Here is a 16,723-nt window from a genome sequence, read left to right as displayed (position 1 = left end):
TTCTTCCTATAATGGAAATTATCAATACTTTTTTTACTTTTTTTGCATATTTTGCAAATTCAAAAAAATATTTACAATTCCGGAAGAAGCTATCAATTCCTCCATCACATGGAACATTATAATACATATTTTGTAAAAATGCTATAACATTTATCTGTTCATTTTCTTACGTAAATATTACGAAATGGCTTTTTTTAAGAAAAATTGTTTTTTAAAAATACATAGCTTCGTTTTTTGGTGGAAAGTCTTATTTTATCGGTGTTATTTACGCCTTTTCCAGCGCCAATCATCTATTGATTTTTACCAGTTCAATGGTATAATGTTCATATAAATATGGACTAATATTTTTTTGAACGCATAATCAAACTCAATTTACTGTATGTGGAGGTTAAATTAATATGAATCGTAATGTTATTATCTGCCGTCTTGTTTTGGAAAATCCGGCAGTCACACAAAGAGAGATCTCTCAGGAACTTATGGTTTCTCTTGGAACTGCAAACAGCCTGGTAAAGGACTGTATAGAAAAAGAACTGATAGCACCTGGTAAAATGAATGAATCATATGAACTGCTTCCAGCCGGCAGGACTCTTCTTGACCAGCATAAGGTGGATGGAGCAGTAATTATTGCGGCCGGCTTCGGGTCCCGTTTTGTTCCTCTGACCTTCGAGACCCCTAAGGGTCTTTTAGAAGTATTTGGCGAGCGCATGATCGAGCGCCAGATCCGGCAGCTGCATGAGGCAGGTATCACTGACATCACAATCGTAGTCGGATATCTGAAAGAAAAGTTTGAATACCTTATAGATAAATATAAGGTCAGACTTCTTTACAATCCTGAATACTCTAAGAAGAATACTTTGGCTACCATATACCACGCCAGAGAATTATTTAGGAACAGAAATATGTATCTCCTTTCTTCAGATAACTGGATGCGCCATAATATGTATCATGCCTACGAAGGTGGCGCCTGGTACTCCTCTTCTTATATGGAAGGAGAAACTTCTGAATGGTGTTTTGATTATAATAAGAAGGGACGCATTTTAAACGTGACAGTTGGGGGGCAGGACAAATGGGTGATGTACGGACCTGTATTTTTCTCCAAATCCTTCTCAGATCAGTTTCTGCCTGTTCTGGAAGCTTATTATGAGATTCCTGGAACTGAGCAGTTTTATTGGGAAAATGTCTTAATGGAAATGCTCTCAGGCGAAGCTGCAAAACGACTTCCTGAAATCTCTGAAGCAGGCCGTGAAATCGAACTGTATATCAACCGGAGACCGGCTGATGAGGTTTATGAATTTGAGAATCTGGAAGAGCTTCGGCGGTTCGATATCAAGTACCAGCACCGCTCTGACAATGAAGCTCTGGAGCTGGTTTCCAAAGTTTTTGCTGTTCCGGAATCTGACATTACAGAAATCAGATGTTTAAAAGCAGGTATGACTAACAAATCCTTTCTGTTTAAGATTAAGGACCGGCATTATATCTGCAGGATTCCCGGACCTGGTACGGAACTGCTGATTAACAGGCAGCAGGAGAAATCGGTTTACGATGCTCTTTCTCAATATGATATTACGGAAAAGGTTATTTATTTTAATGGAGAATCCGGATATAAGATTGCGGAGTTTTATGAGGGTGCCCATAATGCCAACCCTGACAGTTTAAAGGAGATCAGCCGCTGCATGGCACTTGTACGGGAATTTCATAATTCGGGAATCGAAGTTTCCCACAGCTTTGATTTCCAGGAACGAATTGATTTTTATGAAAATCTCTGCAGGCGGTATGGAGCTGTCCCCTTTGAGGATTATTCTGAGATCCGCAGTCAGATGGCTGAACTTTTACAGAATTTAGACAGGCTGGGGCATAAAAAGGTTCTGTCCCATCTGGATACGGTGGTGGACAACTTCCTTATGCTTCCGGATGGAACGGTCCGTCTGATAGACTGGGAATATGCCGGTATGTGTGATCCTCTTGTTGATATTTCCATGTGCGCTATATATTCTTATTATAATGAAGAAGAAACTGACCGGCTTATCGAGATATATCTTCAACGGAATCCGACCACCGAGGAACGGTTCACTGTTTATGCCTATATGGCCCTTGGTGGATTTTTATGGAGCCTTTGGGCTATTTATAAGGCTTTTCTGGGGGAGGAATTTGGCGAATACACCATAATCATGTACCGGTATGCCAAAACATATTATAAAAAATGTAAGGGGCTTCCGAATTTTTGACATTTTTGGAAATTTGTCTGCAAATCGTAATAAAATGTTTAGGTATTATGAATAGCACTATGTTATAATGTCTCTATGTGCAATATAGAAATGGCTAAAACAGGAGGAAGTAAACGGTATGAGATACGGAAAGAAAACAGCGGCTCTGCTGCTTGCAGGACTTGTAGGGACCGCAGCTTTAATACCGGCTAATACAGCCTGGGCCGCAACGGGATGGGTGCAGGAAGGTTCTCATTGGAAATATTTAGATGGGGACGGATCTGTTCATAAAGGCTGGGTTAAGACATCTGACGGTACGTTTTATTATCTTGATTTAACTACCGGTATCATGGCTACCGGATGGAAGCAGATCAATGGAAACTGGTATTATTTCCATTCTAATGGTTCCATGGCTACCAAGTGGATCAAGGACGGCGGAAAATATTATTATCTGATGGACGATACCGGAGTTCTCGTAAAGGGCTGGTTAAAGATTGGCAGCAGTTACTACTATATGAAAGGTGACGGCGCTATGGCTACCGGCTGGAGAGAGATGGACAACGGCTGGTTCTATTTTAAAGAAGACGGCACCTGTACCCTTGGCTGGGGAAAGGTTGGCAACGACTGGTTCTATTTCGGTTCTGACGGTAAGATGGTCACCGGCTGGAAACAGATTGACAATGCCTATTACTATCTGAATGCTGATTCCAAGTCAGTATTAGGTAAGATGATGACAGGCTGGCTCAGTGACGGCACCAACAAGTACTATATGGATACCAGCAATGGAAAGATGGCTCATGGCTGGAAACAGATTGAAGGTTCCTATTACTATTTCAGCGATTCCGGACATATGACTACCGGGTGGATTCAGCTTTCAGGCGTTTACTATTATCTTGATCCGTCAACTGGCAAGATGGCAGCAAATACCACACTCACCATTGATGGTAAAAGCTATAGCTTCGGTTCCAATGGGGCGTATCAGAACGGCTCTTCCGGAACGCCGGCGGGAACGACAGGCAGCAATGCTCCCGGAGGCACGGGCAGCAACAGCAACACAACCGCCCCTGGAGGCACCTCTACAACCAATTCCGGAGGACCGGGCGGATCATCTACAGGAGCGAATAATTTAAGCAGCCCTCCCACCAGTCAAACCAACGACACACCGGGCGGAACCACGAATCCATCCGGAAGCGGTACATATCAGTTAGCACCTGGATTAACCAATGGACCAGGTTGATCATTGACCGGATTTTTCTGTGTGGGTATCTGCACCTTTCCGCAGATGCCCGCACTTATTTTTTCGTCTTCTTGTGTACATAGAAACATTTTTCTCTAATAATACTTAAGGAACAAAGGAGGATATCACTTTGAGATACACGAAAATCAGTATGCGCTTTGCCACTGCTGCACTCAGCGCTTTCATCGGCATGTCGGCGGGCTTTTACCCGGTTATGAACACTCAGGCAGCGCCCTATGAACGGGTAAATGGTTATTATCAGTTAAAAGACGGTACCGTCATAAAAGAAGCAATCGCCAGAGGAATTGATGTTTCCCGCTGGCAGGGGAATGTGGACTGGACCGCAGTTGCCGCCAATGATGTCAGTTTCGTAATGCTTGGAACCCGCTCTAAAGGTGTAATTGACCCTAATTTTCATACAAATGTACAGGGTGCCACAGCAGCAGGGCTGAAGGTAGGCGCCTATATCTATTCCCTGGCTACCACTACGGATATGGCAAGAGCAGAGGCGGACTTTGTTCTGGATCTTGTCAAGGACTATCCCATTTCTTTTCCAATTGCATTTGATGCTGAGGACAGTTCCACACTGGGAACTCTCCCGCCCTATCAGGTAAGCCAGATCATCAACGCGTTCTGTGACCGCATTAGAGAAGCCGGGTATCATCCCCTTGTTTATGCTAATGATTACTGGCTGGCAAATAAGATTGATTTATCTCAGATGAAATATGATATTTGGGTTGCCCGTTATGAAGCAAAGCATACATACCAGAACCCGGTTATGTGGCAGGTTACCAGCACCGGACAGATACAGGGCATTAACGGGAATGTGGATATTGATTTTCTGTATCAGGATCTGACTCCAAAGCTGCCAGGCAATCTTTGGAGAAAAATCGGAGACAAGACATACTATTATCAGAACTACGCCATGCAGAAGAACACCTGGATCAACGACGGAACAGGCTGGTTCTATATGAACAATGAGGGGCAGGCTTCTACCGGATGGTTTGATAAAGACGGGCAGCGTTACTATCTTGATGATACCAACGGACGTATGTTTACCGGTTGGAAACAGCTTTCCGACAAATGGTACTTCTTCAATGCAGGCGGCTCCATGAATACCGGATGGCTTTTGGATAATGGTGCAAAATATTACTTGAATTCTGACGGTACCATGGCTACGGGCTGGGTTGATTTAAACGGACAGCATTACTATATGAGTGATACCAACGGTCAGATGAAGACCGGGTGGATGGATTTAAACGGGAAGCGGTATTATTTACAGGATAGCGGCGTTATGGCAACTGGGTGGATTGATCTAAATAACAAACGCTATTATTTAAATAATGACGGCACCATGGTAACAGGGTGGCATACAGATGGAATGTCTAAATATTACATGGCTGATGACGGCAGTGCGTCTACCGGATGGAAGCAGCTGGATAACAGCTGGTATTATTTTAACACCAACGGCACTATGAGCACAGGTTGGGTTAATGCCGACGGCAGTTGGTATTACCTGGCAGGCGATGGTAAGATGCATTCCGGATGGCTGGATGACCGGGGTGCTAAATATTACTTGAGCAATTCTTCAGGTAAGATGACCGTTGGCTGGCGACAGGTTGACGGCAGCTGGTATTATTTCGGAGAAAGCGGTGCTATGGCATCCGGTATGATAACGGTTAATGGCAAGCAGTATTACTTAAATCCTTCTGATGGTAAGATGAAAGTATCAGAAACCTTTACAGCAGACGGTGTTTCCTATACGGCAAATGCAGACGGTGTCTGCACATTGACTCCTGCTGAAACAACTCAGGAAACGACTGGCGAAACACAACCTGCCGCACCTGGTACAACAACTCCACAGAATAATTCCAATGGAACAGGCAATACAAATTCCGGCAATTCGGGAACAGTAAGCGAAACTGCACCGGGCAGGGAGATCGGACCTGGAATTCATTAAATAACTGTATAAGAAAAAGGCCTGGGAATGAACTCCCAGGCCTTTCATATTTTTGATTTTATTCTTACTCAATTAATTTGTAACTTATAATTCAGGTACCGCTCCTTACCATTCCCGGAAAAAGGAATCAATGAATGTTTTTGGTCTCCTCAACAATATAAATCGGCCTGTCCTTCAGTTCCGCAAACAGAATCGCAATATAATTTCCAATAATTCCAACAATCAAAAATAAAACTGCAAACATAAAGCACATCAGAACAATAATCGTGGCATACCCGCTTGGCGTTCCCACTCTTGCCCAGCTCCATATGGTATAAATCATCATGACAATTCCAAGAATACCGGCCCCGCAGCCGGCATAAATCCCAAGCTTCAGAGGGAGATTAGAAAAACACATAATGGTATTCACAGAAAAAGCAATTAATTTCTTAATACTGTATTTACTTTCTCCTGCAACCCGGGTTCTGGCTTCATATTCAATCGTAGTTCTGGGATATCCGATGTTTTGTACGTATCCTCTCAGAAAGCGGACTTTTTCTCTGTAATTCTCTTTAAGCACCTTTGCCGCTTTTCCTGATACCGCAAAAAAATCAGAGGCGTTTGGCTCGAATTTCACATCAGAAAGTACATTGATCAGTCGGTAGAATGCGGAGGAAGCAAAATTTTTAAACCAGCCTGCGGATTCATTTCTGGTACGAACCATGTTAATCACATCGTAACCTTCTTCCAGCTTTTTAACAATCTCAGTCAAATATTCCGGTGGGTGCTGCAAATCTGCATCCATACACACAATTCCGTCACCCTGACTGTAATCTAATCCGGCAATCATGGCTGCTTCATGACCGAAGTTTCTGGAAAAGCTTATAACTTTTACCCGGTCATCTGACTCGGACAGACGGGTAAGTACGGAAAGTGTCTGATCCTGACTTCCGTCATTTACAAAGATAAGCTCATACTTCCAGTTTAGTTTTTTTAAAATGCTGGCAGTTTCCTCATAGAACCGGTCAAGAGCCAGTTCTTCATTGTAGCATGATACAACCACCGATAATGTCTTTTTCATAAATTTACTCCTTAGCTACTGGTTACCCTCTCGAAATACACTGTAACCATTTTCTTTTAATATAGTCAGTGCACTTCTCACTTTCTGTCCGCTGTCCTCACGACTAAGCCGGTATTCGAAATTGGCACGAAGTTCTTCGTCTGTCACCTGCTCAAATCTAAGGGACAGTTCTGCTCTCTGTTCGTAAGCAGCCTTCCGGTAAGGTGCTTTTTTTATTTCAGTATAAGTGGTATAACAGTTACCTGCCAGAAAAACAAAACAGGTAATTCCCGCTGCAAGCTTCACACCAGAACCAATCCGGTATCTCCGCTGTCTTAAAAGCAGTGCAAAGGTAAGAATAATTCCAAGTATACCGGTCTGAAACTGCAGGGCATATCTGGAACTGAGACCGTAGTTATCCATAAGAAAGATCCATCTGGACAACACGATAAGCACATGATTCAAACCTCCTGACATAATTAAAATAACCGGAAGAATGGTTTCCTCATAAAGACGGTAATACCAGTTGTACCAAAGTGCAAGTGCATAAAGAGCGATTACCAGAAGTCCCATAGCCAGAAACGGACCATTTGTGCGAAAGATCTCTTCCGCCCTCTCTCCTTCGATTACCATGGAAGAAAATGATTTTATAAAAAATCGGACGAAAAATCCGGGGGTATCCATAAGCTGGGTGATAAGTGAGACAGTCGCAGGCGCAGCGTGATCTTCTACTGCATAGTGATTGCTCCATAGATATAAAAGGAACGGAACAAGGGTGCAAAGTCCGTAAATAACCGGCCGAAGTCCCAGTTTACTCCTTTTAAGCAGAAACATCATGATACAGGCCAGAAGCACTGTCACAGTATAGATGGCACAATATGGTCCTGCCACAAGAAGGGTTGTGAGAAACGGAATTACAATCAGGCTGATCCGGTCACGAAAGCTATCTCTGCCGCTCCATACCCGGTCCAGAACTTCATAATGCCAGTAAAAAAGCGCAAATGAAAGAAAATGTGCAAATCCGCTTCCATTGTTTAGCATCTCCCATTTATTCAGGCTGAAAAATACTGCCATCAGTGCCAGAAACCAGCCATAAGGAAGCTTCTTACGTACGCAGTAAGCAGTTATGGCGGCACCGGAAAGTCCCAGTGCCAGCACACCCAGTACGCGGTCAAACATGACATTGTAATCAAATAAGGTTACATTGATGATTCTTGCCAGATAGTTGATGGGAATCCGTGTCAGAATATCCGGCACGAAAAACAGTCCCGGGTTAAACACATTGGGAAGATAGCTGTTTACCAGACGTACATAGTCTGAGTAGATTCCGTCACAGGTTGCCGCAAAGATGTACCAGAGGCAGAAAATCGTTCCCAGAACAGGGACTGTATAGTAAAGATATTTTTGTTTCATCAATTCACCTCTGTCGCTTAATCGGCTGTAATTTCTGCAACAACAGCCAGATGCTTATCGCTTCGCTGCTCCGCTGCCGCCTGATAATAAAAGTTACTTTCAAACGTTAATTCTGAGACTTTATATGGTGGGACATCAATCTCTGCAGATGCAGTGCTGGAATTGATGGAAACAACCGTTTTTTCTTTTCCTTCTGCCATAACAGTGATGTGTTCCAGTCCGGTTATCACACCCGGGTAATAGAATTTCAGTTTGATTACCCCTTCTTTTCCAGCCATAATTCTGATCTTTGCATTTTCATCCAGCCAGCCATCTTCATAGCTGCCGTAAACCCGCTGGAATTTCAGATCCTTTACAAATGAAGTTACATCCTGAAACGCATTATGTGCGGGATCTTCCCGCAAGATCAGCATGTTTGGCTGCACAAGACCAATATCTCTGATGGAATCAATAAATGTGACTTCTGTTCCTTCTGCCAGACGTTTGCTGTCAAAGGTCTTAAAAAAGGTCCGTGCTGTAAAATCGCTCATTTTGTAAGTATTTCCGATAATATAGATTTTTTTCCCGAATATATCATCTCCGTACTTTCCATAGGTCTCTTCTGCGAGAGAATTATAACGGAGCTGAGAAGACCAGTAGTAAAGATTATCGTACTTGCCCCTGTAAAAACTTTCAACAGGAAGCATAAGGAGTCCGTAGAGCACAAACAGGCCGCAGTATAAAACAGGCCTGACAGAATATGCCTGTCCCTCTTTCGGCGGTACTGCCTCCCCGCATAAATATGCGGCAAACAGCCATGCAGCTGTCATGGAAACGTAGATCCATCTGGTTTCTACACGTATGGTAACGCTTGATGATCCAATGCACAGTGCTATAAAAATAATGAATAATGCAATAACCGGAAGACGTTCCTTTAATTTCTCCTTGTCTCTAAATAAAACAAATAAAAATCTGACAATCATGATTAAAAGAGAAAAATTGGCGAGCATAATAAGAACCCGCACCCAGGAGGGAGACTGGCTCCAGCTTAAACCACTTAAATAATCAGGTCCTGCATTGATTCCGAATATATAAAGCACCTGGCTGATGGCATACTGAATGCTTTGGGATATGCTGAATGTATCGGCTACTGTGGTGCCTCCGGTTCCGGCAGGAGATATGCTTCCGATGGTGAGAAAACGTATGAACTGAACTGCCAGAAAAGCGCCGGTTATACCAAGCCAATAGGATACCTTCTTCTCTTTTTTCATTAAGAATGCAAAGAAAAACAAAGGAAGCAAAACCATATAACGCTCATGAACAAAACATACGGAAAAATACAGCCCCGCCGCTGTCCGGATATACCGGTCCGGCTGCTCTTCACCAGATAAATAGCGATACAGAAAGTATAGAATTCCGATTGCCATCCAAAGAGCCATGCTTTCCATAAGGCCGTACACCTGACTGATCTGATAGTAGGACATTCTGGAAAGAAGATATAAGAATCCACAGCCAAATCCCACAAGCCACCGATGGGAAAGACGCTTTCCGAACCGGTATATGGTGTACGCAATACAACTGTTCAGCAGAATATTAAACGGCACAAACCATTCCGTATGACTTCCAAGAATCATCATCTCAAGCCAGGCTGCCAGATAATAAACAAAACGAAACCGGGTGCTCCCTAATGGAAATACAAACTGCCGGAAGGTCTGTTCACCGTAGCAGGACCAAAGATAGAGATCATCCATATATAGACCTTTTATTTTAATCCCTCTGTTAATGAAAAAAGCAAAGGAAACCAAAAGCAGAGCTGCAATGACTTCGTTCTTCCATAAAGCTTCCTTACCCATCCATTGTCTCTCTTCCATCTTTTCCTCCTGTTCTCGTAAAATTAAAAAAACCGTTCCTCCAGCATCAGGCATAATGCATGATATACAGGCAGATGAAGCTCCTGAATTTTATAAGTTTCCTTCTCTGGAACCACGATGGATACATCTGCCGTCTCCTTTAGCTGGCCGCCATCCTTACCGGTGAGGCCAATGGTTTTCATGCCAATGGCTCTGGCTGCTGCCATGGCATACATGATATTTTTAGAATTTCCAGATGTGGAAATGCCAAGAAGAACATCTCCCTCTTTTCCGTAACCGTATGTCTGCTGGGCATAGATTAAACTGCCGTCCACATCGTTTAAATAGGCAGTGGAAAGTCCAGGGTGACCTGTTAAAGCAATGGCCGGAAGCCCTCCCTGAAGTTTATCTGCCAGTTCCTTACCACGGACCGGGTCAGCCTTTAAAAGCTTTTGGGCAAAATCACCGGAAACACTCCGGGGTTTTACAAAACCTTTCATCAGCTCACCCACGATATGTTCTGCATCCGCACAGCTTCCTCCGTTTCCGGCAATCAAAAGCTTTCCTCCGTTTTTATAACAGTTTTCCAGAATCTCATACGCTTCTTTTATCTCAGCCTTCACACTGGTTAACACCGGATAACGTGTAAGAAGCTCCTCCAAATAGTTCATTGGTTCCATCAAACTCACGCTCCTTCTTTTTGTAAAATCCACTCTGCTGCTGCTGTCATGTCTTTGGCATAAGCATCAAAGGCTTTCTTTTTCTGCTCTTCGGTCAGGCCTTTATATAATTCCTTTCCATATCCTGTGCCTACTAGGACAGAACTTACGCCATATTTATGTCCCGCTTCCGTATCCAGAAGTTTATCTCCGACCATATAGGAATGGGACTTGTCCACTTGAAAATAGTTCTCAGCCATCTCAAACATACCAATATCCGGTTTGCGGCAATGGCAGGACTTCTTATAAGCTCCGATTCCATGGACCGGGTGATGGGGGCAGTAAAAAAAACGGTCTATTTCTGCTCCGTCTTCCGCAAGAAGACGGTTCATATATTGATGAAGCTGATCTACATCTGCTTCACTATAATATCCTCTGGCAACCCCTGCCTGATTGGTAACTACCACAAGACGAAAGCCCTGCTCTTTTAAACGTTTTAATGCAGCAGAGACACCGGGAAGGATCACCAGGTCCGAGGGCCTGTGTAAATACTCCACTTCTTCATTGATTGTTCCATCCCGATCTAAAAAAACAATTTTATCCATCTTTGTTCCTTCTCCTGCTGCCTGATTTTCTTATTTATTATAAATGGAACTGATACTGCCCTCCTGGTATGGAAACACTGACATCCTGATAATCCCAGCGGGATTCATCGGTAATCCAGCTTTGGGCACCTCTTAACTCAAAGTTCCAGTCTGTCAGCTGGCCTCCTGCTGCTTCCATTCTTGCAGCCACCTTATGGCGTACATTATAAGGACAATAAACCAGCAAAAATCCGCCGCCGCCTGCTCCCAGAAGCTTTCCTCCAAGTGCACCTGCTTTCAGAGCCTCTTCATAAAGTTCATCAATCTGGGGTGTGGTAATCTTGCTGCTCATTCTCTTTTTGCTTTTCCAGCCATAATCCAGAAGCTTTCCAAAGCTGTATAAGTTGCCCTTTAAAAGCTCATCTTTCATGGCATAGGCAAGCGCCTTCACTTCACACATGGCTTCAAATGGGTCCTTTTTCTCATAATTTGAGACCTGATCCTTGATAATGTTGGCGGATACATGAACATTTCCTGTATAACAAAGCAAAAGGTTATACTGCAGTTCATGAATGATTTCCTTTTTGATTCTGAGGGGATTGACAACTACGTTATTACGCCCATGGAATTCGATAAAGTTAAAGCCTCCGAAGGTAGCGGCATACTGGTCCTGATATCCGCCGTCTATCTTCAAATCCTCCCGTTCCACCTGATAAGCAAGATCAGCCATAGCGTAGCTGTCAAGCTCCACGCCCTTCCATCTTGCCATGGCAGTTAAAAGTGCTACCATTACAGTAGAAGACGTTCCAAGACCGGATCCGGGAGGTGCGTCACACTGTAAATAAACTTCGCAGCCCTGTTTGATATCCATGGCTTTTAATGCAGCAGTAACAAGATCCAGACGTCCATCGTATACATAGTTTTCTTTTGTATTATACTTTACCGTCATATCAAAATCCAGGGAATGGACGATGATCTGGTCATCTTGTCTGGGTACAATGGAACAGTAGGCGTATTTATTGATGGTGCTGCCAATTATGGCTCCTCCCTGCTCGATGCAGAAGGGAGCAACATCTGTTCCTCCTCCTCCAAAGCTGACACGCAGGGGAGCCCGTCCTCTGATAATCATATGATCACCTTTCCTTCCTTTACATCTTCCATGAAACGGTAATAATCTTCCGGAATACCGATATCAATGAAATATCCGTCATTTACCAGACCGCCAAGCTTTCTTCCTTCTGAGAGCCACTTTGGAATCATATCATGCTCAAGAGATACCTTACCTTCCGGTATGGTATCTAATAGAGCACGTTTCATTAAATAAAATCCACCGTTGATCGTTCCTTCTTTAGACTCACTAACCTTTTCGTCAAAGGCTGTTAAACGGCCGTTTTCCAAAATTGCCTGCCCGTAACGGGATACATCAGGAACTTTCCGGAGAACCAGAGCCATATCAAGGTCCTTTTCCTCCATCAGTTCCGTGAAGCTGCTGCAGTCGATCTGATAGAAGGTGTCTGCGTTTAAAGCAAAAAACATATCTTCTGTTACCTGTTTACCAGCATTTTTTATGGCTCCGGCTGTTCCTAAGAGTTCCTCCTCATAAGCATAAGAAACACGGATTCCCCATTTAGAACCATCTCCGAAATAATCTTCCACCATAGAACCTTTATATCCTACAGCGAAGATAATTTCTGTTACACCATAACGGATGAGCTGTCTCACCACATATTCCATAAAAGGTTTCTCTTCTATCAGCGCCATGGGCTTTGGCCGGTCACTTACTACGGAACGAAGTCTGGTACCCAGCCCGCCTGCCAGCAAAACTGCCTGCATCTTCATGTCCTCCCTTATCTGTTATCATCTGTTATCATCTGTTATCATCTGTTATCATCTGTTCTTACTTTATCTGTTCTAAAAATCCTCTCCCACCACGCTCCAGGCCGCATCAATGCTGTGATACGTCCGAATGTAGTCCTGGGTATTCTGACTCATCTGCCTTAAGCTGTCCGGGTCATTATAAAGAGTGATTACTTCTTCTGCAAATGTTTCCGGCTCATCTCTTACAACCATCACCTTTTCTGCCTCAGGAATTCCCTCTGCTCCAATGGAGGTGGTAACAACAGGGGCGCCATAATAAAGGGCTTCAATTACCTTTCCTTTCACGCCTGCTCCATAGCGCAGCGGGACTACCACAATCCGGCAGCTGGCATATAAACTTGCCAGTTCCTCTTCAGTCACAAAGCCTTTTACGATGATTCCGTTATCCGGCTGTTCCAGAGCCTTAATCTCATCAGTAACCTTGGAGCCGACAATGTAGAAATTAACAGGTATCTGTTCCCGGATTAACGGAAATATATCCCTGGCAAACCACAATACCGCATCTGCATTGGGCGGGTGGGCAAAACCGCCCACAAACAGCAGTCCTTCCCTCTTTTCAAAATCATCAGGGATATGATTTAAAAACTTGTCAAAAACGTAAGCTACAATTGCTTTTACCGGTACGGAAGGCTCAATTTCATGAATGGCTTCTCTCTCAACATAGGAGGGATAATAGGATACCGCCGCCTTTTTCATGAGACGCAGTTCCATGGATCTCCAGTATTCGGACGCCTCCCTCTTTTTAGGATCTCCCGTTAGCTCGTATTCCCTGCCTTCACGGAGGAAATGCAGGTCATGACCATAATAAATCAGCTTCATGCTGGTATGTTCCCGGAGAAAATCAATATATTTCTGAGCGATATGGGGGCGATTTAAATAAGCTGCCTTGATATCATCTCCATGTGACTTTAACCAGTCCCAGATACCTGCCTGGTATTCCCTGCCGTAAAGAATCTCGATTCCCATCTGCTGTAAAGCGGTGGAGTATGGTTCTTCATGAAGGAAATTGTCTCCCAGAAACTTGACCACATATCCCTTATCAATAAACATCTTTAAATACTGGAATGTAGTTTTGGAACCCGCATCCCGGTCATAGGTAGGTACATAATGATCTACCACAAGGATGATGTCCTTTCCCTGGCTTCTTTCCCTGGCACGGAATGGATCAGGGTTACCGTTGTTTTCGCTTTGCAGGCTGAACTGCGCGGCCCATTTTTCTTTCAGCTTTTTACTGTTTTCCACCTGATAGCGTTTTAATCCGGAACCATTGACATCAGTACCGTTTGAAACACCTTCAAAATGAATTACCTTGGAAAGGGGCTGATAAACCACACGGTAGCCGGCTTTACGCACCTCAAAGGCAAGATCGGAATCTTCACAATAAGCCGGTGCAAAGCGTTCATCGAAGCCGCCAATCTGTTTCCATAAATCATTAGAAAGAAGGATTGCGGCACCGGAAATGTAATCTACATCTTTTACATAATTGTATTCAGGCTTCTCCGGATCGTCCAGACGTCCGTAATTCCAGCCGGAGCCGTCACTCCATAAGATGCCTCCAGCTTCCTGAAGGCGTCCGTCAGGATAAACCAGCTTGGAACCCACCATTCCGATGGAAGAGTCTGACTCGATTAAATTCACCAGACTGTCCAGCCAGCCATCGGTCACCTGAGTATCATTGTTTAAAAACATGATGTATTTTCCTCTTGCCGACTTCGCCGCCTGGTTGCAGTTTCTTAAAAAGCCCTGATTGGTCTCATTACGGCAGATCACCACATTCTCTGTGAATTTGGACAGCTCTGCTGTGGCATCACTGGATACGTCATCTGCAATGATCACCTCATAATCCACATTCTTTGTATGCTCCAGTATGGATAGGAGACAGGCATAGGTATAATGGATCTGGTTATAAACCGGAATGACGATGGATACCATGGGGTGTCCTTCTTTCACAAAACGAAGCTTTCCATGAATCCGGTATTCCTCACCGATCTTCATATCCCCTTCCATGAGATTCCTTCCCTCATCTGTTGTATAAAGGGAAATGGACTTTATGGGGTGGAGAATGGTCTCCTTCATATAAAACAGGATCTTCCGCTTTTTGGTTCCTTTCGGGAATTTTTCATTAAAAATTCTTCCCAGTCTGCGCCATACCTTATAAAAGAAGGATTCATGCTTTCTTAACTGTTCGATGATCCCCTGCATGGTTTCGCAGTCCTTTCTAAGGGATGCAATGATCATCTCCTGATTGGTAACATGGTTATCCGTTAAGCGTTTTTCTTCCTGCTGTTTTGTTATGGTTAAATCCTTTTCTTTTAACTCTGCTTTCATCTGGGCAATGCGGTCTTTGGTATCATCAATGATCTGGGATACCTCAAACATGCTGTCAGGCAGTGCAAACGTCTCATGCATATAGTTTAAGAGATAAATCTGCTGGTTCTCACCGTGGACATATTCCTGAAAATGACGTTCCATGTCTTCATAAATCCCGATAAGCTCCCTGTCCACTCCCTGTTCTTCCATAAATGCTTCCATAGAATCATAGCTCAGGATGCTTTTATACTGCTCATAAAAATAATACAGAACCCGGAATTTTATGAAGTTAACGGGAACAGGAAAAGAGAATACCCATTCGTAATCCAGACAGTAAGGACCGTCTTCTGTCATCATGATATTCTCAAAGAGGCAGTCAATATTTGAATGTTTAAATGCCCAGTCCCTCTTAATCTGCTCTCCGGTATCAGGCAGCACACCGAATACCTCTTCAAACTCCTCAGTAACATGGAATGGCGTCATATAATCATCATGCACCTTTAAAATCATGGAAATGCCTTCTTCCAATGAGGCTTCGGGTACCTTTCCATTCTGAATCTCTCGGCCCAGAAGCTCGGCGTAAGTCTCACCTTTTAAGAAAGAAAAACGGGCTGTGGTTCCATCGGCACTGACAGTCACGTCTGCCACATTTAACCCCTGATTCTGTTCCTTTAAATTTCTGTATTTTTCTTCAAAGGAACGGATGTGAGGAATACCCTCTGCCGTCAGGGCAGACTTTTCCACATACGGCAGTCCATTCTCTTCCACAAGACTGGTTCGTATCTGAAAAGCTTCTCTTCTTGTTTTATTATATTTTACAAAATTAATTTTCTTCATGACGGCTCCAAACGGTTAAAAATGAATTGGCAAATGTTTCAAACTGTTTTCCTTCACACACTTCATCAAACATCTTACCTAAATCGAAACGTAAATACTTGGGATAATCATAGGCAAGAATGGCGTGGGTTAAATCTCCCTTTCCCGGAAGATACCCGTCGGAGTAAATAGTTACGGGAAGACGGTAATCCGGCATGGGATAATAAAACTTCACAGTTCCTTCCTCGCCTTCACTGCCGCATAAAAGTTCTTTCAGCTCTGTCCTGGAAAGACAAAACTGCTCCGCTTTTGCACCAGCCTGATACTTTAATCCCAGCCGGTTTGTAATTGCAGCAATCATAGTTCCGTCCGGTTTTAAAAGTTCTTTAGCTTTCTGTGTCATGTCCTGATACGGTTCACAGAGAGAGCCTGCAAAAACGATATAATCAAAGCCCTCATCACTGGTAAAAGAGTGTAAATCACCGTTCACGTAGTGGATATTGTCCTGTTTCTGATGACGAAGGCGGTTGAAAGATAAATTATTGTGACTGGGGTCTAATACGGTTACTTCTTTTACCCGTCTGCTGTATAAGCCTGTAAGCGAGCCGTAGTCGGATCCCACCTGCAAAAGGGTTGCATCTGGTTTAAATTCAAACCAGTCCAGAAGATTTTCTCTTATCTCAGATAAAGCGTATAAGTAATCAAGCCTTGGATTTTCCTGCAGCAGCTTTTTGATATCTCCATTATAATTCTGATACAGCTTTTTAAGTTCAGGGCTGATATCATTCATGCAT

General features: G+C 43.5%; 12 protein-coding genes. 3 read left to right on the top strand and 9 right to left on the bottom strand.

Annotated features, from left to right (window positions below; genetic code table 11):
- The first annotated feature begins 398 nt into the window (after nt 1-398).
- The 3 genes from DS742_RS01045 (at nt 399) to DS742_RS01035 (ending at nt 5,401) form a co-directional block, all read left to right on the top strand.
- Nucleotides 399-2,225 carry a phosphotransferase gene (locus DS742_RS01045; protein WP_117415183.1) on the top strand — a complete coding sequence of 609 codons (1,827 nt, stop codon included), beginning with the start codon at nt 399-401 and terminating at the stop codon, nt 2,223-2,225.
- 118 nt (nt 2,226-2,343) lie between these two features.
- Nucleotides 2,344-3,441, top strand: coding sequence for a PspC-like choline-binding domain-containing protein (locus DS742_RS01040; protein ID WP_117415182.1), 1,098 nt, complete (start codon nt 2,344-2,346; stop codon nt 3,439-3,441).
- A gap of 130 nt (nt 3,442-3,571) precedes the next feature.
- A complete protein-coding gene (locus DS742_RS01035; RefSeq protein ID WP_117415181.1) occupies nt 3,572-5,401 on the top strand; it encodes a GH25 family lysozyme in 1,830 nt (609 codons plus the stop codon).
- 127 nt (nt 5,402-5,528) lie between these two features.
- Here DS742_RS01035 and DS742_RS01030 read toward each other — a convergent pair whose 3' ends face one another.
- The 9 genes from DS742_RS01030 to DS742_RS00990 all read right to left on the bottom strand — a co-directional run bounded on the left by DS742_RS01030 (nt 5,529) and on the right by DS742_RS00990 (nt 16,719).
- Nucleotides 5,529-6,461 (bottom strand): glycosyltransferase family 2 protein, encoded by a 933-nt coding sequence (locus DS742_RS01030; RefSeq protein WP_117415180.1) that lies wholly within the window; start codon nt 6,459-6,461, stop codon nt 5,529-5,531.
- A gap of 15 nt (nt 6,462-6,476) precedes the next feature.
- Nucleotides 6,477-7,853 (bottom strand): hypothetical protein, encoded by a 1,377-nt coding sequence (locus DS742_RS01025; protein ID WP_117415179.1) that lies wholly within the window; start codon nt 7,851-7,853, stop codon nt 6,477-6,479.
- Between the two features lie 17 nt (nt 7,854-7,870).
- Entirely contained in the window at nt 7,871-9,703 is a 1,833-nt protein-coding gene (locus tag DS742_RS01020) for a hypothetical protein (protein WP_117415178.1), read from the bottom strand.
- A 23-nt stretch (nt 9,704-9,726) separates the two neighbouring features.
- Nucleotides 9,727-10,362: a D-sedoheptulose-7-phosphate isomerase gene (locus DS742_RS01015; protein ID WP_117415177.1), complete on the bottom strand. Its 636-nt coding sequence runs from the start codon at nt 10,360-10,362 to the stop codon at nt 9,727-9,729.
- A gap of 5 nt (nt 10,363-10,367) precedes the next feature.
- Nucleotides 10,368-10,946 (bottom strand): D-glycero-beta-D-manno-heptose 1,7-bisphosphate 7-phosphatase, encoded by a 579-nt coding sequence (gene gmhB / locus DS742_RS01010; RefSeq protein WP_117415176.1) that lies wholly within the window; start codon nt 10,944-10,946, stop codon nt 10,368-10,370.
- Nucleotides 10,947-10,983: 37 nt separating this feature from the next.
- On the bottom strand, nt 10,984-12,054 hold the full coding sequence (locus tag DS742_RS01005) for a GHMP family kinase ATP-binding protein (protein WP_117415175.1): 1,071 nt from the start codon (nt 12,052-12,054) through the stop codon (nt 10,984-10,986).
- On the bottom strand, nt 12,051-12,758 hold the full coding sequence (locus DS742_RS01000) for a nucleotidyltransferase family protein (RefSeq protein WP_117415174.1): 708 nt from the start codon (nt 12,756-12,758) through the stop codon (nt 12,051-12,053). Before DS742_RS01000 ends, DS742_RS01005 begins: the two co-directional genes overlap by 4 nt.
- 78 nt (nt 12,759-12,836) lie before the next feature.
- Nucleotides 12,837-15,950 (bottom strand): glycosyltransferase, encoded by a 3,114-nt coding sequence (locus tag DS742_RS00995; protein ID WP_117415173.1) that lies wholly within the window; start codon nt 15,948-15,950, stop codon nt 12,837-12,839.
- Nucleotides 15,937-16,719: a class I SAM-dependent methyltransferase gene (locus DS742_RS00990; protein WP_117415172.1), complete on the bottom strand. Its 783-nt coding sequence runs from the start codon at nt 16,717-16,719 to the stop codon at nt 15,937-15,939. Before DS742_RS00990 ends, DS742_RS00995 begins: the two co-directional genes overlap by 14 nt.
- Nucleotides 16,720-16,723: the final 4 nt, after the last annotated feature.

Source organism: Lacrimispora amygdalina, assembly GCF_003432035.1.
GTDB classification, from domain to species: Bacteria; Bacillota; Clostridia; order Lachnospirales; family Lachnospiraceae; genus Lacrimispora; species Lacrimispora amygdalina.
Note: the sequence above shows the minus strand (reverse complement) of the source record. Positions and strands in the feature narration are given on the sequence as shown.